The following is a 19525-nucleotide window of genomic DNA, read 5'->3' as shown; positions in this document are numbered from 1 at the left end:
AGTAAACGTATTCGTCCTTGAAAAACCTGTTCCAAATCACGCTCATGTTTGAAGGTTTTGCAAGACTTCACGGCAATAGTTGAATTTTTTATCGAGATGTAAACTGGATATTTTGAAAAAATTACTTAAAACTATAAATGTAAGCAACTACTATAATATACATGAGAAAATGGGAGAAGATGTAAAGTATGTGGAGATAACGTATAGGGGGATATTTCAGAAGAGGCTGGCCAAGTATATTGCAGAGGGGTTAGTGTACATGTCGAGATCCATGGGGAAGTCTGCCGTCTCCTTCGGAAGGTATGGAGACTCTCCTGAGAGGAACGGAGTACCAGCAAAATACTACGTGGCCCTGGGAAGCGTGAGCGAGGAAGATCTCATAGGTTATTCCACTAGAGTTGAACCAGAGTACGTGGACGTTATAGCTGTTCTAGATGATACCCTTCTCAAGGGAGTTGAGTCTTGGGCATGGCAGGGCGTTCAACCAATCAATCTTAAGCTCAGGGAGGGTGGGGCCATGATAGTTACCTCAAGGAAGCCCATGGAAGAGGTCGTGAAGCTGACTCCTTCAAAGGAATTTAACTGGACTCTAGGGAAACTGAACTGGGACAGATCATTCTCAGGGTTGTGGGCCTTCAACGACGACACCACAATGGAAAGGGTTTGGGGAGCCATAGCCAGGGTGAGGCCTGACATAGTGGATATCCAGCACGTGGTGGAGTATGTTAAGTCGCATAAGAAGGATAAGTTAAACGAGAGGTTGAAGGCTGTGGAGGAGGCGTATGAGGGGCTAGTCACAAAGACCATGAATCCTGGAGAAGGTGTGGAATTCAAGTACAATCCTCCTAGACTCCTAACCTGGCAAGAGATGATGGAGGGGACAGCAATCCCCGCTGTTCCACGCGGAGGTAGAAACGAGCAGTTCAAGAGGGGAACGACGAAAACGGAGAGACCCACGGTGGATTTTGATGCCTGCATAAAGTGCGACCTATGCTGGGTCTATTGTCCTGACGGCTGTTTCGACAAGACGCCAGAGGGTTATTACGACATAGCCTATGACTACTGCGTGGGATGCGGGATTTGCGCAGAGGTATGCCCAGTGAAGAACTGCATAGTCATGGTCGATGAGAAAAGACTACCGGACTACACAAGGCCTTACTCCATGTGGAAGGCCAACAAGGCTGAGTACAAGAAATGGCTCCAGAACGCGAGGCAAGAGGTAAGGGAAAGACCAATTGTACCGGGGTTGGGAAGATGACTCAGGTAGCAGAGAAGGAAATTCTCCTTAACGGAACGCAGGCCGTTGCCTACGCTGCAATGTATGCTGACGTTGATGTTACCGCAGCCTACCCCATCAGACCCTACACGGAGGTTATGGACACAATATCGAAGCTAATTGCCGACGGACAGCTTGACGCAGAGTTCATAGTGGCTGAGGGAGAGCACGGCCAGTTCGAAATAGTAAAGCACGCCTCCCTGGTGGGAGCTAGAACATTGGTGGGAACCAGCGGAGTGGGATGGCTCTATGGAATGGAGGCCATAGTGGTCACTGCCACTGATAGGGCACCCGTGGTGGCAGTGATAGGAAACAGGGCGCTTGACGATCCTGGAGCTTACGGTGTGGAACATAACGACGCATTGATGGTGAGGGACGTGGGATGGCTCCTAGTCTGGGTTGATACGGCACAGGAGGCCTTTGACACGGCACTCTTAGCCTATAGGATTGGTGAGGATCCTAGGGTTCTGATCCCAGTGGGCGTTTCCATGGACGGCGGTTTCTTGACCCACTCAGAGCAGATCGTGAGGCTCCCGGACAAGGAACTAGTCAAGAATTTCCTACCGCCATACGACAGGGGTAAGCTCAGGGTTCACCCAGATAACCCCATTAGCGTGGCCCCGCAGGTAAATGAGGACTGGGTTACGGAAATTAGAAGACAGCATGACGAAGGTATGGAGAGGGCTAGGACCGTGATCAAGGAGGCCTACGAGTCGTTCAAGAAGACCTTTGGAAGATATCCTGGTACCACAAGGGACATCACCATGCCGGAGAACCCATTCGTCGAGCCCTACATGGTGGAGGACGCGGACGTCGTTCTAGTGGGGATGGGAACGGTCTCGAAACCCATGAAGGTTGCCATAAAGAACATGAGAGAGAAGGGGATTAAGGCTGGAATGCTCAGGATTAGGTGGTTCAGGCCATTCCCGGCAGAAGACGTAATGAAGTATCTAGCTAACGCGAAGGTGGTCTGCGTAGTTGACAGGGACTATTCCCTAGGTTCGCCATTCAGGGGAGGTGTGGTATACCACGAGGTTAGATCCTCACTCTATGATCTCGATGAGAGACCCAAGGTACTCAGCTTCATAGGCGGTCTAGGGGGTAGGGAGATCACGATCCAAGACGTTGAGAAGATAATCAAGATTGGAGTGGAACAAAGGGATACTCCCCTCACTAGACACACTTACTGGGTGAACGTGAGGGGTGACCCCTGGTAGTTATGAGGTGTGAAACATGAGTGAAGAGTTAGAAAAAGAGGAAAGGATGTATAAGTCAATAATCAAGACAATAAAGCAGGCTCCTCTGGAGGAGTTTTACGCCTCCGGCCATAGGACCTGCCAAGGTTGCGAGTCAGCCCTACTCATGAGGTATCTCGCCAAGATATCTGGAGAGAGAACCATAGTCGTTGGAGCGACGGGGTGCATGTATGTCGCAAACACCACATACTACACGACGTCATGGGTAGTCCCGTGGGTTCACACTCAGCTCGGAGGATCGGGTGGAGCTGCCCTGGGGACAGCAGCGGCGCTGAGGGCTCTCATGAGAAAGGGAAAGATAAAGGAGGAACCCATAAACGTAATAGTGTTCTGCGGAGATCTGGGTTGCGCAGACATGGGTCTCTCAGGCGTATCAAACGCCATGACCTATGACTATAATCTCCTAATAATATTATATGATAATGAGTCATCCGCCAACACCGACATCCAGGAAACGAGCATGACTCCCTACGGGGCACAAACTTCCTTCAGTAGACCAGGTACCGCCAGGAGAATCATGAAGAGAAGGTGGAAGAAGAGCGTAGTCCCCATGATAATAGCTGGGCACAGAAACGTGAGATATGCCGCGACCACTAGTCCCGCATATCCTCTGGACACCTTAAACAAGATAAAGAAGGCGCTCAGTGCAGGCGGTCCAACGTTCATTCACTCTCTAGATCCATGTCCGAAGGGATGGGACTACGACCCCATGTACTCACACGAGCTTGGGACCCTTGCTGTGGAGACCGGTATATGGCCTCTCTATGAGTATATTGACGGTAAGATAATCTATAACGAACCAACCAAGGGTATTGTGGAGGGGAGGATCAAGAGGAAACCCGTCAGGGAGTACCTGGAGAAGCAAGGAAGGTTCTCCCACTTCGTGGAGGAGGACTTCGAGCATTTCCAGAAAATGGTAGATGAGATGTATGAGAGCTGGGAGATACCTGGAGTGATGCCCATCAAATCTGTGGAATTAGCAAGGAAATAAATCAAAGAAAAATTTTTTTAATTTTCTAAAAAATAAAAATACACTTTGATTCAGATTTCGACTTCGCTTTGTTCAAGATATTCTCCATAGTCTTCTTGAGGGCTAGATCCTTCCTCTTGTTGAACTTCACACCCTTCATTTTCTCACCTAGATGATCTTAAGGACTATAAACTGGAATATCATTACAGCTATCACGGAGACCACCATGAGCTCAAATATCCTGAACGTGTTCCTAACCGTTCCGTCGTAACCCTTGGCCAATAGGATTCCATATATGATCCCTGTCTCAACGATGGCAACCTCAAGTCCAGGGATCATGGATTGTATGACCTGTCCCACGTTCTGGAACACCGAGAAGAACTGAAGTAGGGCCTGGGCTTGAGGTGGGAACTGGACTCCAGGCGTTTGTTGTATTGCCGGTATCTGGGCTAGGCTCGAGATCTGGTTCAACACAAAGTAGGTCAGGGCTATCATGGCGACTAGGATTAGTGGGGAGGCTATGGCAGATCCAAGGAACATGTAAAGTCCCCTCCTCTTGGCAAGAATGGCGTCGTAGTATGAGTCTGCGAACTCGGCCAATCTCTTCATTATGTCATATCTGAGAACACCTTCCCTGTCAGCCTTAACCATGATCTCAAAGATGGTTTTACCCATCCATGATTCGGACTCGGGGACAGGTTCCTCCTCTACGGTGGACAGGATAAGATATCTCTTCAACATCATGTTGATCTCCTTCCCGAATCCCTTATTCCCTATGAGCTTTGAGATTGCGGTGAAAAGGTTGTCCCCAGTTGTCCTAATATGTTCCCCAATAGACCTCACGAAGACGGCCATATGAGCCTCTATGCTGTTCTTCCTTTGGATTGCCCTCTGGGCAGAGTAACCATACCCAAGGGAGAAGCCCATAATTGGTAGCGCCAAGAGCAACCATTCGTACTGAATTCCCTTGAATAGTAGGAATGCGTCAATTCCGACACCTACGGCGAGCCCGACTAACCCCTTCTTCAGGTTTCCCCTGGCTGGGACCTTATCAAGAGGGGCCTGAAGCGACACGTAAAAGTAGAGCGAGGCACCGATCAGGGGTACTAGGAAGTAGGTCACCATATCAACTCCGTAAGTCGCGTTACCTTGAACTATTCCGAACCATATGGCCACAAGTGGAACCATGAGGAGGAACAACATTGAGAGTTCCCCAAGGTTCGAGACGGCCCTTCCGTAAGCCTCCCAAGTCTCCTTCATCCAGGCGAGGATCTCCTGGGTAGTCCTGGACAGGTGGACTGAGAGTTCTCCACCTATTGAGGAGATCGTGATTGCTCCGCCCAGTAACCTCTCGAAGAGCTTCGAGGGGTGATTGTCCGTCTCCCTCAGAACGGCCTCATCTGGGGAAAGGTTAAAGGTAGTGAAGTCGCGGTGGATCTTTGCGAACTCCCTGGGTATGGCAACTAACTCGCTGGTCTCCTTTCTAAGGGCGTTAATTATCCTCATGACGTCATATCCAATCTCTGAGAGACCCCACATCAGGAGAGACACAACGGGGAGCTCTAGCTCAACCTGCCTCTTGAGGGTTGACCTGATGTCCATGTATCTCATCCAAGGTAGGAAGTAGGTCACTAGGACTATGGCACCTCCTGCTGGGGATGCAAGTGGATACATCATCATGAGCGCCATTCCGAGCATCGCGGAGACCGGCAGGCCCACGTAATATAGGTTAACCATCTCATTACACCATCTCCCTGGCCACTCCAACACCTTACTTCCAGCCACCAGCCTCTCCATCATGGAGAAGATTGTCTCGTCCCTGTGTAGTGTTCTGTGAATTGCGGGAGGCCAGGCATACACCGGTAACGGGAGTAGAACGAGCCAGGCAGGGAAGCCCAGGATCGTGACCTTGAGGAAGAACAGGAGAGGAACTAGGGCAGTCGCTACTGAGGCAATCGCTAACATTACAACGAAGTTAAGATCCTTGGTCTTCACAATACTAGTGGATTTTACCTTGGTCTTGGCAATCATACTATACCCTCCTCCTCGTAGTAGGACCTTATCCTTTTCTCGTATTCAGGTTGCGGTAGACCGGCGGTCTCTAGCATAAACTTAACCTTCTTCTCTAAGTTTGCCTTAAGATCTCCCTCAGTGTAACCCTTGAGTGAGGCCATGGTCATTAACCTCTTGCTGTGGAGTATGTCCACCACGTAAGAGTCAGACACGGGAGAGTAGGTCGCAAGCGGAACGTAATGTGCCTCACCGTCCCTCAGGACTACCTCACCGACCTCCTGGACCCTCCTTACTAGTTTACCACTAACGTTGTAGGAGTTCACGAATACCACCATGGACACAATCGCGAAGAAGGAGTCGTCTACCCCAGCATAGTTGAACCTAGCCTTTAGGGAGGCAAAGTCCTCAGCGTGTAGCGAAGTGATTCCACCGTGACCTGCAGCTACTGAGTGAATGAACTCCCTTATCTCCTCCTTAGACCTTACCTCACCCACCGAGACCAGGTCGGGCCTAACCCTGAAGGTGTGGGAGATGAGTCGATCCAGTGGAATCTCAGCAGACTCACTGTACTCGGTCATTAGGGTTGGCTTCCTGGACACAAGCCTCACCCAGTTGGGGTAGATTACCCTTAGCTCTGGTATCTCCTCCACCGTGACTATCTTCCAGGAGGGTGGGGCAACTGTGAGCAAGGCGTTGATCAGGGTCGTTTTACCCGAACCAGATCTCCCGACCACGAGTATGACACCGCGATTCTGAAGGACGAACCAGAGCGCTGAGGCTACGAGGGGTGGCATTATCCTCCTCCTTACTACCATGTAGGGGAGAGTCCAGACCTCCTTGATCGGCTTCCTTATGGAGATAGTTGAGCCAGTGGGAGAGACCTCCCTTCCGTAGGTCAGAGCAATACGGTAACCCTCAGGGGTCATGGCGTCTAGGATTGGCCTAGCTAGGGTGATGGATTTACCGCTCTTGAAGGCGATCTTCTGAACCAGATAGTTGGCCTCGCTGGAGTCAAGGATCACGTTAGTGGAGATCCAGGTTCCGTACCCTCTGTGGAACACGAACACGGGTGAGGATGGGGCGGTGGGAGAGTAGGACACATCTTCTATCTGCTCGTCGTCTAGGAGGGTTGTGAGGACGTCATATCTTAAGATGTCCCTGACCACGTAATAGCCTATAACCTTGTCCCTACCAACGTAGTCTAGGTAGGAGGTGACCAGGCGGTCCACCTCAGAGGGCTTGAGGGTGTAGTAGAGTGCCTTGTGCGCCTTCTTCAGGAGCTCAAGTTGGGACTGGTTTATGTTGGGCTCCTCAATGTCGTAATACACGTCAGTTTGGTTCCTGATGATCTTAACCTTGGGGAAGGCAACATCGTAATCGGGGTAAACCCCCTTGACGTCGTACTCCTGGATGATATCGCCCTGATACTTGGGTCTTATTACCTTGACGTCTCTCGGCTCCATCATTAACCACCTCCGAGATTTTCTAACAGATTCCCTCCATTCCAGAACACGTTTCCGTAAGCGGTTACCACTCCAACGGCATCTCCGTTTAAGAGATAGGTTAGGGTATTAGTGGGAAGTTGAATCTGAACTGTTTGACCTGGCTGGATGACTACATTTTTGCTTATGACACATACTGGTGATATACTTATTTGATTATTAATTAACTGGGCCTGAGCCACAATCACCCATCGAACTTGAGACGCAACAGTACCCGTGTTCTGAACACATATGTACACTGAATTCCCACCACCATTATTCCCACCTAAATTATTCGGCAGTTTGACCTTGAGATGCTCTGCATTCTTCAGGGATGTGATGGTTTGCGCTTGAGATATCTCCGTTGCGAAAAGTTGAGATCTGTAACTTATGAGAAGGAGAGATCCTATCACGGATATTGCAATTAAAAGAAAGATTACCGTTCCAATTACGGTTCCCAAACCCTTATTCAGTTTCATAAACTCACCTCGAAGAAAGAACCGTCAGTTTCGAAAAACGTGACCTGAGTATTCCCTCCTCCTAACCCCGTGACCTTAAGAATGTAGATATACCCGGGTAAGAGGGTGTTTGAGTTATAGGGAGCTGGAGTAGTTCCGTTGCTTGGGTAATAGCATATTGTCACAGGCAACGGAGTTGGATTGTTTCCTACCACGGCGTAGGCTATGGTTATAGGTGTTGATCCGTAATTTTCTACGTAAACGCAACCTGTTCCTCCGTTATTATAGGTCCATAGGACGGAAAGGAGATGAACTGAGGGAGTCTGGACAATGTTACTAGAGGGAAGAATATACTGACTATTGTACGCCAGGAAGATCCCCATCAGGGATAGGGTGACCACGAGAGACAAGAATGCAGCCACTACCTCGGAGAGACCTTTCCTCATCCATACATCACCTGTGCAGAGGATTGAATCTCAATGTAATTCGATCCGAAGTATCCCTCTATGGAGACCACGGGGTGTTGGGTGTTGATAGGTTGCTGAGCAATAAAGAAATATATCGTGTAATCCTGGTTAGGTCTCAAGCTCAAGGGAAGAGACACAGCATTAGGTGTCTGATTAAACGATGTGTAAACAGATCCGGCGTTTTTGTTAAACACCACATTTCCATTCACACTTACCACTATTCCCGTTAAAGTGAAGGGGAGATCTCCATTCTTCACGTTCACCTCCACCATGCATACACCTCCGTTGTTCACACCTCCATTCAACTGTATCACGGTGGAGGAGAGGGAGATATCCGGGTTACCCTGTGCCACATGAACGTAAAAGAGCGCATACCTGAATAAGAAGGTCCACGCAACAAAGACCAGAACGATCAAAAAAAGGGACCCCATCACTGAGGAGAGTCCCTTTCTTGCCTTCACCATGTTTTACACCTTCACGGGTTTAGTCCTGGACCACGGTGCTTATCTGGGTCGCCAGAGCCTGGTGAGTCACTATGTCGATAGCACTAACCTGAACCACCACAGTGCTACCCACGTTGAACGTGCTTGAGCTAACAGCATTAGTACCTGAAGAGTAGGTAATTCCAGAGCTAGAGGTCAGAGTACCCGTTAAGCCAGTTGTTGCCCCAGTTATTGTTGCAGTGAAGGATACACTCTGTCCTGGCTGTATTGTAACGTAAGTAGTTTTTCCTCCTAACGTAGGATTCTGGAACGTCACACCACCTATGGTGATGGAAGTTATGTTCACAGGGTCGTTACCAGTATCAGTTATAGTTAGAGCAACACTTACGCCACTTCCACCAGCCTGAAGTCCTGTACCTCCGGGATTTATCAAACTCACGTCAGACACTGAGATCTGGGCATTGTGGCTGTTCGACGAGAATAAACCGAAGGCGAAGTGCCCCAAAAGCAGGGCTGCCACGATTGTTAATACTATCATGAGGAGGGACCCCACAATGTTTGAGAGTCCCTTTCTACCCTTTGAACTGATTTTTTTGCCTTTTAGGTGTAACATTTTTTCTCTGTGAAACATGGGTGTCAAAAGTGTCTTAAAAAGTACAACCGGAACACACCTGTTTCACAAAAGAATTTTTCTCAATGAAAATAAGTGAAACACTATATTTCCAACATATATTTGTTTCAGTGAAACAGTGAAACGGAAGCAGGTCCCAGTTCCCGTGTATTTAGGGCATTATTCCGCATCATAATCTTATAAAGAAAACTCACTAAATTATCATGATTGAGATGAGGCAGAACTTACTCATAGGCATAACCATTGTGGTTCTGATATCCAATATCTTTCTTGGTTACGAACTTTATGTCACTACTCACCCCCAGCAGACAAGCGCTTCAACCCCCATCAGTATCAGTGGGCTAACTGTATATAACAACACCAAGATAATCACCGTCACCAACGGGAGCGGTTTCAGTTACGAGTACAAGTTCAATTTATCGTTCCCCAAAACGGGAATCTATTATATTGGGATTAACCCGCACGGTTTCAGCTCCCTCTACGTTTTGATTTATCTGGATGACGGAAACTCCATTTCACTGACCCTAAACAATACTAAGGCTCAGTTCACAGCAGAGGATAGGAATTTTCAAGTTACCATGTTTGTCTCGGGTGTCCTGAATGAGTCGCCGACTCCCCAGACGGTGATTGAGCTGCTGGGACTTTATTATCAGTACGTGGGTCCGCTAAACGTTTATGGAAACGTGACAGGCTCCACAGGGCATGAAAACAACACCTCCACGGACATTCAGAACCATGTGGATTCCCAAGACCAGAACACGACCAGTAACGTGACCAGTCAGGACGTGATCAACTCGACCAATGTAAATTCCACGGTAAACTCCTCACAGGAACATGAAAATAATGTTACCAATTCAACTTCACAGAGCCATTCGGATCAGGGAGGCACATCAGATCAAAGCTCCTCCCAAGACTCAGGTCAGAGCTCCTCAAGTTCCCAGGGATCCTCAAGTTCCCAATCAGGTTCACAGGACTCGGGTCAAGGCTCTAGTGATTCCTCGAACTCTTCAGGTTCTGATAGTGGTGGAGATAATTGATTACATCAGCATTTTTTAGATGGTCTTTAATATTTCTTTAAAGAGCCTATATAGAGTAATTATCTATTCTAGATTATTAAGGCTTTTTCCCTCCCTATACTGTGGGGGCCAGGTCATACTGCCCAAAAGCGTGGTGTTTCGCGTTCCACTGAAACCAATAAATGAGTGAAACACCGATTATTTTCCATTTATTTAAACCTATAAAAGTATTTATCCAAGTGATTAGCCAGCGGTACAAAAAAGTTTGGGAATTTCTTATAAATAACCTAAGATTAGAGCAACCCATGCAATTCCTACAATTCCTTGCCGAATTCGTAATCCTTATCTCGTTGGCGGGAATTTTTCTTTATCACTTAGCTAGAGGAAAAGTGGTTGAGGCAAGTCCTCCTACCAACGGGAAGAGAACAGTGCCCCTGTACTCCGAGGGGCAGAGGATATTTCATTGGGCCTCCTTTGGTGCGCTGCTAATTGCGGGGATCTCAGGATATTACATGCTGGCAACTACCAACCTTGGTCTACTCAACTTTCACGATTGGACCCTATTACCCATTGGGCTTCTCCTCCTGTATCATTGGGTAAGTGACGGTAGAAGTGGGGAGATGAAGCTAAGTCTAGATCTCAGGGTTAAGAGGGCCAAGGGAAAGTATCATCCTCTCAAGAGAGCCTATCACGTCGGGGTGGTCTTATCCATAATGGGCCTTGGGCTCACGGGACTTGCTTTGTGGAACCCATTGAAACTTAGCTTACTGTTCCCTTACTTCCAGGACTTGCTAATTCTTCACGTTCTGTCTGCCCTTCTCCTTACATCCTCGGCAATTTTTCATGTGTATCTGTCTTTAATGCCGTCCAACAGACCGCTTCTAGAGGCTATGAAGGATGGGCTCCTTGACGAGGGATATCTAAGGGCCCATTATGACTGGACTCCTTCTAGGAAAAGAGTGGAGAAGGTTGTGGACGAGGGAAGAAGAACCTTCCTGAAGACCGTGGGAGTCACGGCTCTTGCCCTAGCTCTAGTGGCAATACTTGGAAGGAATTCAGCCCCATCGTCTCCCTCCTCAAGCGGATCCCAGGGAAGTCTTCAGACTCAAGCGTCATACGGACCCATAGCCAATGCAAACCAGTTGGGTCCCAACTCAGCCAAACTGTTCAGGCTTCCCAACGGCTCCCCAGGGATCTTGGTTAAGTTACCTAATGGTCAATTAAAGGCCTATAGCGCAGTGTGTACACATGCAGGTTGTACGGTTGGTTATCTGCCAGGGCAACAGCTCATAGCGTGTCCCTGTCATGGGGCAGAGTTCTCCCCAAGCAATGGAGGAGTTATTGCTGGTCCGGCTCCATATCCGCTTCCGCAGTACCCCGTTACAGTTGACAGCTCTGGCAACGTCTACATTGGAAACGTTTCTTCATCCTCTAATACCTCTGGATCAACCACCGGTTATGGGGGCGACGATGGTGGAAATGATAATTGAAAGAAGGCTATTTGAGGGGCTTGGTCAGTTCGTGGATCTAGGCGCCTCAAGGGAGAAATAAGATCTAGGTAGCTTACAATTTTTGTTGAGTTTCACCTAAGCTTTTCATAGGTTCCTTGGTTCCGTTTCATGTTTTGTTTCACTTTTTCACGGGATTCTTAAAAAGGGAGGCACACCCATATCACTTTAGAGGTGAAGTAAATGGAGATAAAGGAAAAGATAAGTGAAGCTAAACTAACCCTATACATGTTAATAGCAGCCGTAGCATATGTAATAGTTGATGTACTGGCCATAATGCAAAGCGGATTCAATGTAATGTAAACCCATAAACATTTTTTTGAAATTCATACTGCGTTCTCCCTTTTTGAAAAGTCCGAACACAGGATATCTCTGTATCATGATATGAAGTGTCCATTTCAGTCTTGAAAGTACTCCCACAGTTAACAAAAGAAATTTAAAAATCTCGTCAAATATGTATTCGATGAGATATCTTGGCCTTCTGATGCTCCTAACATTAGCGTCCTTGCTGACATACGGTCAGCAATCCGTTGTCATATATTACAACGGAACCGTTGTGGCTCATCTTAACAACGTGTCCACATTTCACGTTATAGGAGATAACATCACAGATCTTCGGGTTATAGGTTCGAAGTTTAATCTTACTGGAGGTTACCTATTCTTCTATAATACATCTCGGGTCACGGTGATCTACGTTGCCAGTTTCCCCAAGGGCGTAATCCAGGGAACAGAGCCCTACAACGTTACCTTCAACGTCATTGTTCCCGGAACCTATACCTTTGCCTATATATACCCGCCACCCACATCATTGGAAACCAGGGGAAACCTATACAACCTAACTTTGCAGGGTAGCTCTCTAGAGGTGCTTTACTCCACATCTTCTCAAAGCTCGAGTGGATTCGGTAAGGAGGATCTAATAATCTTAGTCGTTGTTCTGGTTACTGATGCCGTTGTTGGTTTCTTCCTATATGAATATTTCAGGTCTAGGAGGAGACCTGTGACTGAGCAGGTGAACCAGAACCAACAGATGAGCCAAGCACAAGCGAGTCAGACTGTCGAGGAGGATGAGAAAGAGGAGGAGGCGGAGCTCACAACTCAGGAGCTCAACGATCGTGATATAATGGTATTGGAGTCCTTCAAGAGGGGAGCAAGAACCCTATCAGACGCAGTCCGAGACACGGGACTACCCAAGTCCACCGTTTATAGAAGGATCAAGAAGCTCGTGAAACTAGGTTACCTTGTGGAGAGGAGGGAAGGTGGGAAAATCTGGTATGAGGTGTCCCAACCACCTCCCGATAAGCCAACCTGACTTTCGGGTCTAGTCACTGCGCACTCACTTTCACCTACCCAAGGTTATATTCATGCTAACTAAGGGCTTAACCTTGTTAGGTAAGCGGGGGAGAGACAGAAAAAGTACTCAACTTTTGCCTTTATATTTTACACATACAAGATAAAAAGAAAAACAAAAAACTTTTAAAATATATGCAGATAGCCTAAGATATCAACAATGACATATGCTACCACAACTAAGGCCAAATAGAGGGTTAGTTTACCCTCGCTTATCTCCTTTTGTTCCCTCCTTTCTTCAAGTTCTTGCGCCATCATTTTTATCACTTATTAACTCTCGTTTCTTCTTAATTAGGAACTCAGCCGAAATATTGAAACGTGAACGGAACGAAACTTTTCAAGGGATTTTAACATAGTGAGGTATAGGGTTCAAAACCTGTCTCGTCACGTAAGTAAGTTCAAGGAGTGCGTGTGACTCAAGGAACCAGGTTATCGTGTTTCTCAAGTTGCGGATTTGTCCATAGGGACACGATACATCTCCCCCATCTATCTAGATTGGAGAAGATAATCTATTGAAACATTCATATCCCCCTTTTCACGAAACTAATCACGGTGTGTTTACGGCTACTCACGTTCCACTAGAACGGAATGAAACGCTACCTCGGGATTCCTTATAAATAACGTTAGGCAAGGGAATCTCGGTGATGCCATGAGTAAAATACTCCTAATCCTGTTGGGCCTTGTACTGGCCTCAGGTGCTGTGGTTCTAGGATCCAATGTAAATAATGTGACTAGTAATATAATACATCAGATAAATCCGGCCGTTCAAGGTCAACAGGGAACCCACGATAACTCCCCGGATAATTCAACCAACTCCACCAATGATAATACGCCGGATAACTCAACTGCGATAATCCACGACAACTCCCCAGACAACTCCACCAACTCCACTTACGACGACAGTCATCACGACGATTCAACCAACTCGACCTACTCTGATGACGGTCACCATGACGACTCGTACCAGAATGGGACATACACCAACTCCACTTACGACGACAGTCATCACGACAACTCCACCAACTCCACGTACGACAACTCCCCAGACAACTCCACCAACACAAATTCCACCTACGATAACAGCCCAGATCAAGGATCCTCTGGAGAGGGAGACAGTTAGTAAGTCTCTTCACAGTTTGAATCATTAAGATAAACTTTTTTCATTTAATTTGCAATTAACTCCTCGACTTATCAAGGAATTCACGATCCAGTAGATATTGAACATGCCTTGAGTTATTCAAGTACAAGCCTTACTCGAAACCCATCCCTTGTAAACTCGCAGTAACCGAGCTCCCAGCTGACTAACCATCATACCAAGTCTTGTGTTTTCCCGCCTAGTTACACCCTGAGTAACATTCTGCAACAGCTTGAGAAGATGAGCATAATTCACGATTACGAGTTTCTGGATTCGGTTTACAGGGAGGCGGTGAAGAGATTGTAAAAGACTCTCTTCCAAAAGGCTTGGTTCCTGAAGATAGCCATCACTCCGAGTTGCAAACTACGCTGTGACGAGATCGTAATGGCAATCTTGCACCTGTTCCACTTCCTTACTCACAGTGGCAATTACCTCGATGATTACTTCACACAAACTTGAGAGGACTCGACTCTCTCTACTGATCCATGGGACCTGTTCGCAATACAAATCAAGGCTCCTCCTACTAACTGTCGGCTTTAACCAAGCCCATAGCCTTAAGACGTTTGAATGCGTCAGCTAGGTCTATGAGGGAAGGTCGTCCCTCAGTCATGGCTGGAATCTTTACGCTTACCTTCACCCCGGTCTCCCTATATGCCTTGAGCTTTGCAACTATGTCCTTCAGGAAGAGTAGGGCCGGTAGGGGTCTGAATACCACCTCAACTCTTCCACATTTTGAGTACTTCTCAACGGCCTCAGATAGTTCGTCCGCAGGCAGGGCTCCGTAGCTGGTCTTGACATCTATTGCTAACCCAAGAGTCTCAACGAACAGGTCGGGCACAAGTTCGCCGCACTCCGACAACCTGCCGTGAATCCCAACTCCCTCAACGTAAACCTTGTTAACATCTATCCCCCTGTTGCTCACGAGATCGTATAGCGCAAGCCTCTTGAGGAGCCTATGGTCCATGCTCTCCCTACCCTCGCCCGCATTGGGTCTATCCAAGAGGGCTAAACCCGGTATCTTTGCCTCCATTTCGCGGAGGAGACTGTCCGCCTTGTCAAGTACCTTGGAGTATAGGAGACGATGGCCAGTGGTCAGGTCAGCCAGTTCTGGTGGTGCGGAGAAACCTGAGGAGATCAGGGTGAGCCAGCGTACGAGGTTGAGTATCTTGTTGCATTCAAACGACTTGACCTCCCTAGCACTCTCCATTGGTTCCCGATTCGGTCCTCCTGTCTCTGCCATTGAAAGTATCTCGTCGTGAAACTCCTTACTTGCAATCACGTAAACCAGTCCTGAACCAAAGGACCTCCTGAGTCTTTCCTTGATTCTTCCCACTCTAGCCTGATCCTGAACTGTTCCCTCCAGTACGTATACCCCCTCATTTCCTAGGAGAAAATAGGAGAGGAGCGGATCCATTTCGCTCGCAGATACGTTCACAAACACGGGAATAGTCCTCTTGTCTGCGACGTTCATCAGCTCAACTGCAATCATGGCGAGGGTATCCTTGAGGGGATCGCAGTCATAGATCCAGATGTGTTGCCACCTGTCGCTAAAGGCACTTCCAACTCCCGTGAGAAGTTTGGTGAACTTATCAAGGAGATCTAACTCTTCGCTATCCCCACCTGGGTTGCCAGGGTCATGAGAGACGGTCATTGGTCTTTGAGTCGTGGGCATATCCTTCAGTTGTTGGGAAATATTCTGTGTAAGAGATCCATTTAGCTGTATTTGGCTGTGATAACCCCATGTCGAGAACAGAGGTCTTAGGACAGAGACGCTTGGTTTGAATGGTTGAGGTAATGCAACTTTTCCATTTAAATAAACGGTAGCAGGCTCCCAATGATCACGGATAAAGATTGTATGAACTGTGCGGTATAGGGTTGTTGAGGGGAGGGAGATCGAGTCATTGAGTTTAGGAAGAGCTAAGGGTTTCCATGATGCTATCTTGATACGGGGATGGGAGACCTTCAGTCTACTTGGGTTAGGAAAAGATAACGAGCTATTAAAATTCGGATTAATGTTGATATGCGCGAAGAAATAGAATTTGGGGATTGTCCTCAGTATCTGTATACTCTCTTCCCTTCTGCTAAGGGAATCCTTTTCATAAATCTTGTCGGTCCTATTAGTTTCTTCGACCCTCTCCCTACTTAAATTTACAACTATAATTGGATTTACAACATCTTTCATTTTACGTTCACTCATCTTAAGACCTCCGAGCAATAAACGGTAAAGTTGTTGTTATAGCTGAACGAGAGTCGATCTGACCTTGCTTCGCTAATATTCACTTTTAGTAGTTTAGTAAACATTGCAGGCGCCAAGGCTGCGACGAATCGATCATAAGGTAATTTTATGGAAATGTTGTTGATATAAACTTCTATATTTCCATTATTCTTGATATATAGATAATATTCTTTATCAGCGCAAAATGGTACTAAAACCTCTACCGCGTCCGTATCAACTCCCATTGCGCTCATTTTTGAAGTATTATAGTAGAGTTTGACATATTTAGATAGCTCATCATCTCCACCATATACACCCTACTTTCTCAGAATAGCAAAGATGTCAAACATTAGGTCCAAAGAATTAATTATAGATCTACCTGGACTACTCTTTACTCCCACAATGGAGAATTGATCCCTTCCAAGGGGGTCCCTTAGTATTGTCTCCAGCGTAATCTTGAAGTTATCAATGGGTTGGAACGTATCAGACTTGGAAAACTCAGGGTACTCCTCGTTAATGTAAAATCTCGGTGCTCCTGACAAAGAGTAGATGAAGAAGCTTAGTTCATTGTAAGTGGGTAGTAAGGGACCCATTGTATTGATTAGATCCGTGAAGGCAGTTGATAAGCTGTCTACTCCGTATTCCCTCGCATTCAAGTCCCTAATTTGAAGAACGTTAGAAAGTGAAATCCATAAGCCCTCTAAATTTTTCATGAAAGGAGTGGTTTCATATGACTTCGGTATAACGTTTAACTTTTTGAGATCTCTTCCACCCTCCAACTCGTTCCCTATTCTAGCGAGCTCGTCGGCTGAAAGTCCAACACTAAATAGTTTAAGAACGATCTTGGCAAGGGATTTATCGAGATAGTTTATATTCCCCTTCTCAAACATAACGCCACCAAACAAGAGCTTTAGATAAGTCTCGTTATCTGCAAGCTCGGAAAGAGGTCTTTTGAGTTCCCTATCCAGTCTATCCCTGAGCGTTCTAATTCCACTGACAATCGATAGAAGTTCCTTCAGTTTGTTGAGATATTCCTCCCAAGCTTCTTTATTGGTGTAGTGTATCTGATTGGAGGACTGGGACGAACTCACATAATGATTTATGTTTAACGAGTATTAATAGGTTGTTAGTCAGTTATATCTTATCAATTTATAAATCAATTCTTCGAAATTTATTTAAATCGGCGTACACGGACAGTATGAGTCATCCGAATTCACTCTTGATGGATTGTACGCCTCACGCTTCGTCTAAGTGATGAATACACAAAACAAGTCACCTCACGTGAACTCATAGGCCGTCGCTGGAGTTATATCTGGTTTCAGCTACAAGGTGGTGCCATCATGAAAGGTAAGATTCCTTACAATACCAATATCCGGAAATTTAGGCTCATCTCTCACGTCATATCCGAGAAAAGCGGGTATGGAGTTGAAGCGACAAAAAGTACTCATCTTTCATTTCTGCTGTCCCTAACTGCTTTAGTCCACTCGTCATCACTGACATCTAAGTTTAGAAGAATTTCTCTTAGTGCCTTTCTCACATCCTCTTCCTCCCTTCTCTTGATCTGCTCTTTCAAGGCTTTTCCCATAATTTTCCTTATTCACTCCTAGCTTTTCAGCCTTTCTCTTCAGATTTTTACCCTTACTAAGATTACTTCTGAAATATTTAGGTATTCACGTAATCAATTTTAAGTCTTACCCTAATGCGTATACGATCCCGCGTGAATGGTGGATAATACTTGTTTTCAAATCGCACAAACTAATGTACTGGAAACGCAATACATCAACTGAATTCGGCCTTTTTAAGGGTCAACGGGGACCCAGAACTCTGTGGATGAATCCACTACTACGATAAGCTATAACTCCACAGACGACTCCATCAACCTACGATATCGGTCCCTATCAGGAATTCTCTGGAGCTAGTACGTAAACTACCTCTTCCCATCCTCATCCAAGATAACCTTTTTGTAGGCGTATCTAACCCCCAGCTCCTTAAGAGCTTGATCTATCACCTGTCCAATATTCCGGTATAGCTCAAACCACGTGCTTTGGGGTGTCCACGCTCTAGCCTCAATCTGGACTCCGTTCTCCGTAAATTGAATGGGGAAAACGACTACCTCTGGGTTCACTAGGACATACCACTGCTCATTGAGCTTATTTTTCACTGCCTCCATGATTCTGTTTAGATCACTTTCCTGAAATACAGTGAATTGAATCCTCACCAGCCTCACTATCGACTTGCTGTAGTTCACGAGCTGAGACGTGAAAAGCACGCTGTTCGGAACCCTAACGAAGTGTCCTTCCCAAGAGTATAGCTTTGTGGAAAGGAGACCAATGTCCACGACTGTGCCTATTACTCCCTGGTAATTCACGACTTGTCCCACTGTGAAGGGTTTCTCAAAAATAATTAGTAACCCTGCAAAGAAATTTGAAAGAGTGCTCTGAAGGGCTAGACCAAGGATAATGCCCACGACTCCACCAGTCACTAGAAGTCCAGTAACGTTGATTCCTGTAATTCCTATGGCTATTCCAATTCCCACGGCGATCAGAGCGTAGTAGATCCCCTTCGTTAAGTTTTGGGTGACGTGAACCGGAAGTTCTCCATGTAGTCTTCTCTTCACAACTACTACAAGTATCCTAGCTACCACAAACGAGATTGCAACTACTAGGACAGCCTCTAGGTAGTTTATGAATTGGATCATGTACCTTCACCCATTTCAATCCCCCTCGTGAAGGGGTTAAGGGGAGTGTAATCCATAACCTTAGCACCTGGAATAGAGGGGTTATTTGTGGGCTTAACAATGGCTAGACCCTTCTTCAGGCGTTCTAACCTTATTTCCTCTCCGATCACCTTATCCTCATCCTTGAATAGGGAGAAGTATCTAACGTCAAACAAGACTATTTTCAAGTCGCCTATGGTATCGGCCTCATTCTTCACCACTACCTTGGTTAGAGCCCTATCCTCGGAGAAGAATGGGGAATCGGATACGCGGGAAACCCAATACCTATACACGATCCCGTTCTCCACAGAGCCGTAAAGCGAATACTTCTTGCTGAACCTCTCCTTAAGGTCTATCTGCCTATACCTCTTTCCATCTGTGACGAATACTCCTAAATCTAACGGAACTTCCACGTAGAACGTAATCGTGGATTCTGGTTTAACTATAACTGCACTCTCGAGATTAATTCCGAAATAGGTAGTTACATTGGTAGATATGCTTACCACAGGAAGCTCTTGAAGTGTCATTCCATCAGGTATGGTAAATCTCTTCCCGTTTCCCTCGTATACCGGCATTTCATTACTTGTCAGGGT

19 protein-coding genes are annotated in these 19525 nt (G+C 46.6%); 7 read left to right on the top strand and 12 right to left on the bottom strand.

The window, feature by feature from the left end; translation table 11 throughout:
* The first annotated feature begins 169 nt into the window (after positions 1-169).
* From MSED_RS06095 to MSED_RS06085, 3 genes are read left to right on the top strand one after another with little or no spacing between them, the layout of a single operon-like run.
* On the top strand, positions 170-1258 hold the full coding sequence (locus tag MSED_RS06095) for a 4Fe-4S dicluster-binding protein (RefSeq protein ID WP_012021149.1): 1089 nt from the start codon (positions 170-172) through the stop codon (positions 1256-1258).
* Positions 1255-2493, top strand: a complete 1239-nt coding sequence (locus MSED_RS06090) for a pyruvate ferredoxin oxidoreductase (protein WP_012021148.1) — start codon at positions 1255-1257, stop codon at positions 2491-2493. The genes MSED_RS06095 and MSED_RS06090 overlap by 4 nt, the downstream gene beginning before the upstream one ends.
* Before the next feature lie 16 nt (positions 2494-2509).
* Positions 2510-3523 carry a thiamine pyrophosphate-dependent enzyme gene (locus tag MSED_RS06085; protein WP_012021147.1) on the top strand — a complete coding sequence of 338 codons (1014 nt, stop codon included), beginning with the start codon at positions 2510-2512 and terminating at the stop codon, positions 3521-3523.
* Positions 3524-3670: 147 nt separating this feature from the next.
* Here the strand turns inward: MSED_RS06085 and MSED_RS06080 are convergent, their stop codons facing one another.
* From MSED_RS06080 to MSED_RS06055, 6 genes are read right to left on the bottom strand one after another with little or no spacing between them, the layout of a single operon-like run.
* Complete coding sequence (locus MSED_RS06080) at positions 3671-5533, bottom strand: hypothetical protein (protein WP_012021146.1); 1863 nt, start codon at positions 5531-5533, stop codon at positions 3671-3673.
* The gene (locus MSED_RS06075; RefSeq protein ID WP_012021145.1) at positions 5530-6981 is read right to left on the bottom strand and encodes a type II/IV secretion system ATPase subunit; all 1452 of its coding nucleotides are present in this window, start codon (positions 6979-6981) and stop codon (positions 5530-5532) included. The genes MSED_RS06080 and MSED_RS06075 overlap by 4 nt, the downstream gene beginning before the upstream one ends.
* Complete coding sequence (locus tag MSED_RS06070) at positions 6981-7475, bottom strand: hypothetical protein (RefSeq protein WP_012021144.1); 495 nt, start codon at positions 7473-7475, stop codon at positions 6981-6983. The genes MSED_RS06075 and MSED_RS06070 overlap by 1 nt, the downstream gene beginning before the upstream one ends.
* A complete protein-coding gene (locus tag MSED_RS06065; protein ID WP_012021143.1) occupies positions 7472-7900 on the bottom strand; it encodes a hypothetical protein in 429 nt (142 codons plus the stop codon). Before MSED_RS06065 ends, MSED_RS06070 begins: the two co-directional genes overlap by 4 nt.
* On the bottom strand, positions 7897-8385 hold the full coding sequence (locus tag MSED_RS06060; RefSeq protein WP_012021142.1) for a hypothetical protein: 489 nt from the start codon (positions 8383-8385) through the stop codon (positions 7897-7899). Before MSED_RS06060 ends, MSED_RS06065 begins: the two co-directional genes overlap by 4 nt.
* A gap of 19 nt (positions 8386-8404) precedes the next feature.
* On the bottom strand, positions 8405-8977 hold the full coding sequence (locus tag MSED_RS06055) for an archaellin/type IV pilin N-terminal domain-containing protein (RefSeq protein ID WP_144418762.1): 573 nt from the start codon (positions 8975-8977) through the stop codon (positions 8405-8407).
* Positions 8978-9198: 221 nt separating this feature from the next.
* On the opposite strand from MSED_RS06055, the gene MSED_RS06050 reads away from it, so the two are divergent.
* From MSED_RS06050 to MSED_RS06040, 3 genes are all read left to right on the top strand, one after another.
* A complete protein-coding gene (locus MSED_RS06050) occupies positions 9199-10032 on the top strand; it encodes a hypothetical protein (RefSeq protein ID WP_012021140.1) in 834 nt (277 codons plus the stop codon).
* A 284-nt stretch (positions 10033-10316) separates the two neighbouring features.
* Positions 10317-11501, top strand: coding sequence for a Rieske 2Fe-2S domain-containing protein (locus MSED_RS06045; protein WP_144418761.1), 1185 nt, complete (start codon positions 10317-10319; stop codon positions 11499-11501).
* A gap of 472 nt (positions 11502-11973) precedes the next feature.
* A complete protein-coding gene (locus MSED_RS06040) occupies positions 11974-12828 on the top strand; it encodes a helix-turn-helix transcriptional regulator (RefSeq protein ID WP_012021138.1) in 855 nt (284 codons plus the stop codon).
* 164 nt (positions 12829-12992) lie between these two features.
* Here MSED_RS06040 and MSED_RS12495 read toward each other — a convergent pair whose 3' ends face one another.
* Positions 12993-13124 (bottom strand): hypothetical protein, encoded by a 132-nt coding sequence (locus MSED_RS12495; protein ID WP_256464100.1) that lies wholly within the window; start codon positions 13122-13124, stop codon positions 12993-12995.
* A gap of 391 nt (positions 13125-13515) precedes the next feature.
* Between MSED_RS12495 and MSED_RS06035 the strand changes: the two genes are divergently transcribed.
* A complete protein-coding gene (locus MSED_RS06035; RefSeq protein ID WP_012021137.1) occupies positions 13516-13986 on the top strand; it encodes a hypothetical protein in 471 nt (156 codons plus the stop codon).
* Positions 13987-14524: 538 nt separating this feature from the next.
* On the opposite strand, the gene MSED_RS06030 is transcribed toward MSED_RS06035, so the two are convergent.
* The 5 genes from MSED_RS06030 to MSED_RS06005 all read right to left on the bottom strand — a co-directional run bounded on the left by MSED_RS06030 (position 14525) and on the right by MSED_RS06005 (position 19507).
* Positions 14525-16183: a hypothetical protein gene (locus MSED_RS06030; RefSeq protein ID WP_048060068.1), complete on the bottom strand. Its 1659-nt coding sequence runs from the start codon at positions 16181-16183 to the stop codon at positions 14525-14527.
* 350 nt (positions 16184-16533) lie between these two features.
* Entirely contained in the window at positions 16534-17307 is a 774-nt protein-coding gene (locus MSED_RS06020; protein WP_012021135.1) for a hypothetical protein, read from the bottom strand.
* A gap of 353 nt (positions 17308-17660) precedes the next feature.
* Positions 17661-17801: a hypothetical protein gene (locus tag MSED_RS11995; RefSeq protein WP_225938849.1), complete on the bottom strand. Its 141-nt coding sequence runs from the start codon at positions 17799-17801 to the stop codon at positions 17661-17663.
* A gap of 342 nt (positions 17802-18143) precedes the next feature.
* Positions 18144-18914, bottom strand: coding sequence for a mechanosensitive ion channel family protein (locus tag MSED_RS06010; RefSeq protein WP_012021134.1), 771 nt, complete (start codon positions 18912-18914; stop codon positions 18144-18146).
* A complete protein-coding gene (locus MSED_RS06005) occupies positions 18911-19507 on the bottom strand; it encodes a DUF432 domain-containing protein (RefSeq protein ID WP_012021133.1) in 597 nt (198 codons plus the stop codon). The genes MSED_RS06010 and MSED_RS06005 overlap by 4 nt, the downstream gene beginning before the upstream one ends.
* Between the last annotated feature and the right edge of the window lie 18 nt (positions 19508-19525).

This window comes from Metallosphaera sedula DSM 5348, assembly GCF_000016605.1.
Classification (GTDB): domain Archaea; phylum Thermoproteota; class Thermoprotei_A; order Sulfolobales; family Sulfolobaceae; genus Metallosphaera; species Metallosphaera sedula.
This window is presented reverse-complemented; position numbering and strand designations above follow the sequence as displayed.

Coding starts and splice junctions, on each gene's coding strand:
- MSED_RS06095 (WP_012021149.1), top strand. CDS start 170: ATGGGAGAAGATGTAAAGTATGTGGAGATAACGTATAGGGGGATATTT.
- MSED_RS06090 (WP_012021148.1), top strand. CDS start 1,255: ATGACTCAGGTAGCAGAGAAGGAAATTCTCCTTAACGGAACGCAGGCC.
- MSED_RS06085 (WP_012021147.1), top strand. CDS start 2,510: ATGAGTGAAGAGTTAGAAAAAGAGGAAAGGATGTATAAGTCAATAATC.
- MSED_RS06080 (WP_012021146.1), bottom strand. CDS start 5,533: ATGATTGCCAAGACCAAGGTAAAATCCACTAGTATTGTGAAGACCAAG.
- MSED_RS06075 (WP_012021145.1), bottom strand. CDS start 6,981: ATGATGGAGCCGAGAGACGTCAAGGTAATAAGACCCAAGTATCAGGGC.
- MSED_RS06070 (WP_012021144.1), bottom strand. CDS start 7,475: ATGAAACTGAATAAGGGTTTGGGAACCGTAATTGGAACGGTAATCTTT.
- MSED_RS06065 (WP_012021143.1), bottom strand. CDS start 7,900: ATGAGGAAAGGTCTCTCCGAGGTAGTGGCTGCATTCTTGTCTCTCGTG.
- MSED_RS06060 (WP_012021142.1), bottom strand. CDS start 8,385: ATGGTGAAGGCAAGAAAGGGACTCTCCTCAGTGATGGGGTCCCTTTTT.
- MSED_RS06055 (WP_144418762.1), bottom strand. CDS start 8,977: ATGTTACACCTAAAAGGCAAAAAAATCAGTTCAAAGGGTAGAAAGGGA.
- MSED_RS06050 (WP_012021140.1), top strand. CDS start 9,199: ATGATTGAGATGAGGCAGAACTTACTCATAGGCATAACCATTGTGGTT.
- MSED_RS06045 (WP_144418761.1), top strand. CDS start 10,317: ATGCAATTCCTACAATTCCTTGCCGAATTCGTAATCCTTATCTCGTTG.
- MSED_RS06040 (WP_012021138.1), top strand. CDS start 11,974: ATGTATTCGATGAGATATCTTGGCCTTCTGATGCTCCTAACATTAGCG.
- MSED_RS12495 (WP_256464100.1), bottom strand. CDS start 13,124: ATGATGGCGCAAGAACTTGAAGAAAGGAGGGAACAAAAGGAGATAAGC.
- MSED_RS06035 (WP_012021137.1), top strand. CDS start 13,516: ATGAGTAAAATACTCCTAATCCTGTTGGGCCTTGTACTGGCCTCAGGT.
- MSED_RS06030 (WP_048060068.1), bottom strand. CDS start 16,183: ATGAAAGATGTTGTAAATCCAATTATAGTTGTAAATTTAAGTAGGGAG.
- MSED_RS11995 (WP_225938849.1), bottom strand. CDS start 17,801: ATGGGAAAAGCCTTGAAAGAGCAGATCAAGAGAAGGGAGGAAGAGGAT.
- MSED_RS06010 (WP_012021134.1), bottom strand. CDS start 18,914: ATGATCCAATTCATAAACTACCTAGAGGCTGTCCTAGTAGTTGCAATC.
- MSED_RS06005 (WP_012021133.1), bottom strand. CDS start 19,507: ATGCCGGTATACGAGGGAAACGGGAAGAGATTTACCATACCTGATGGA.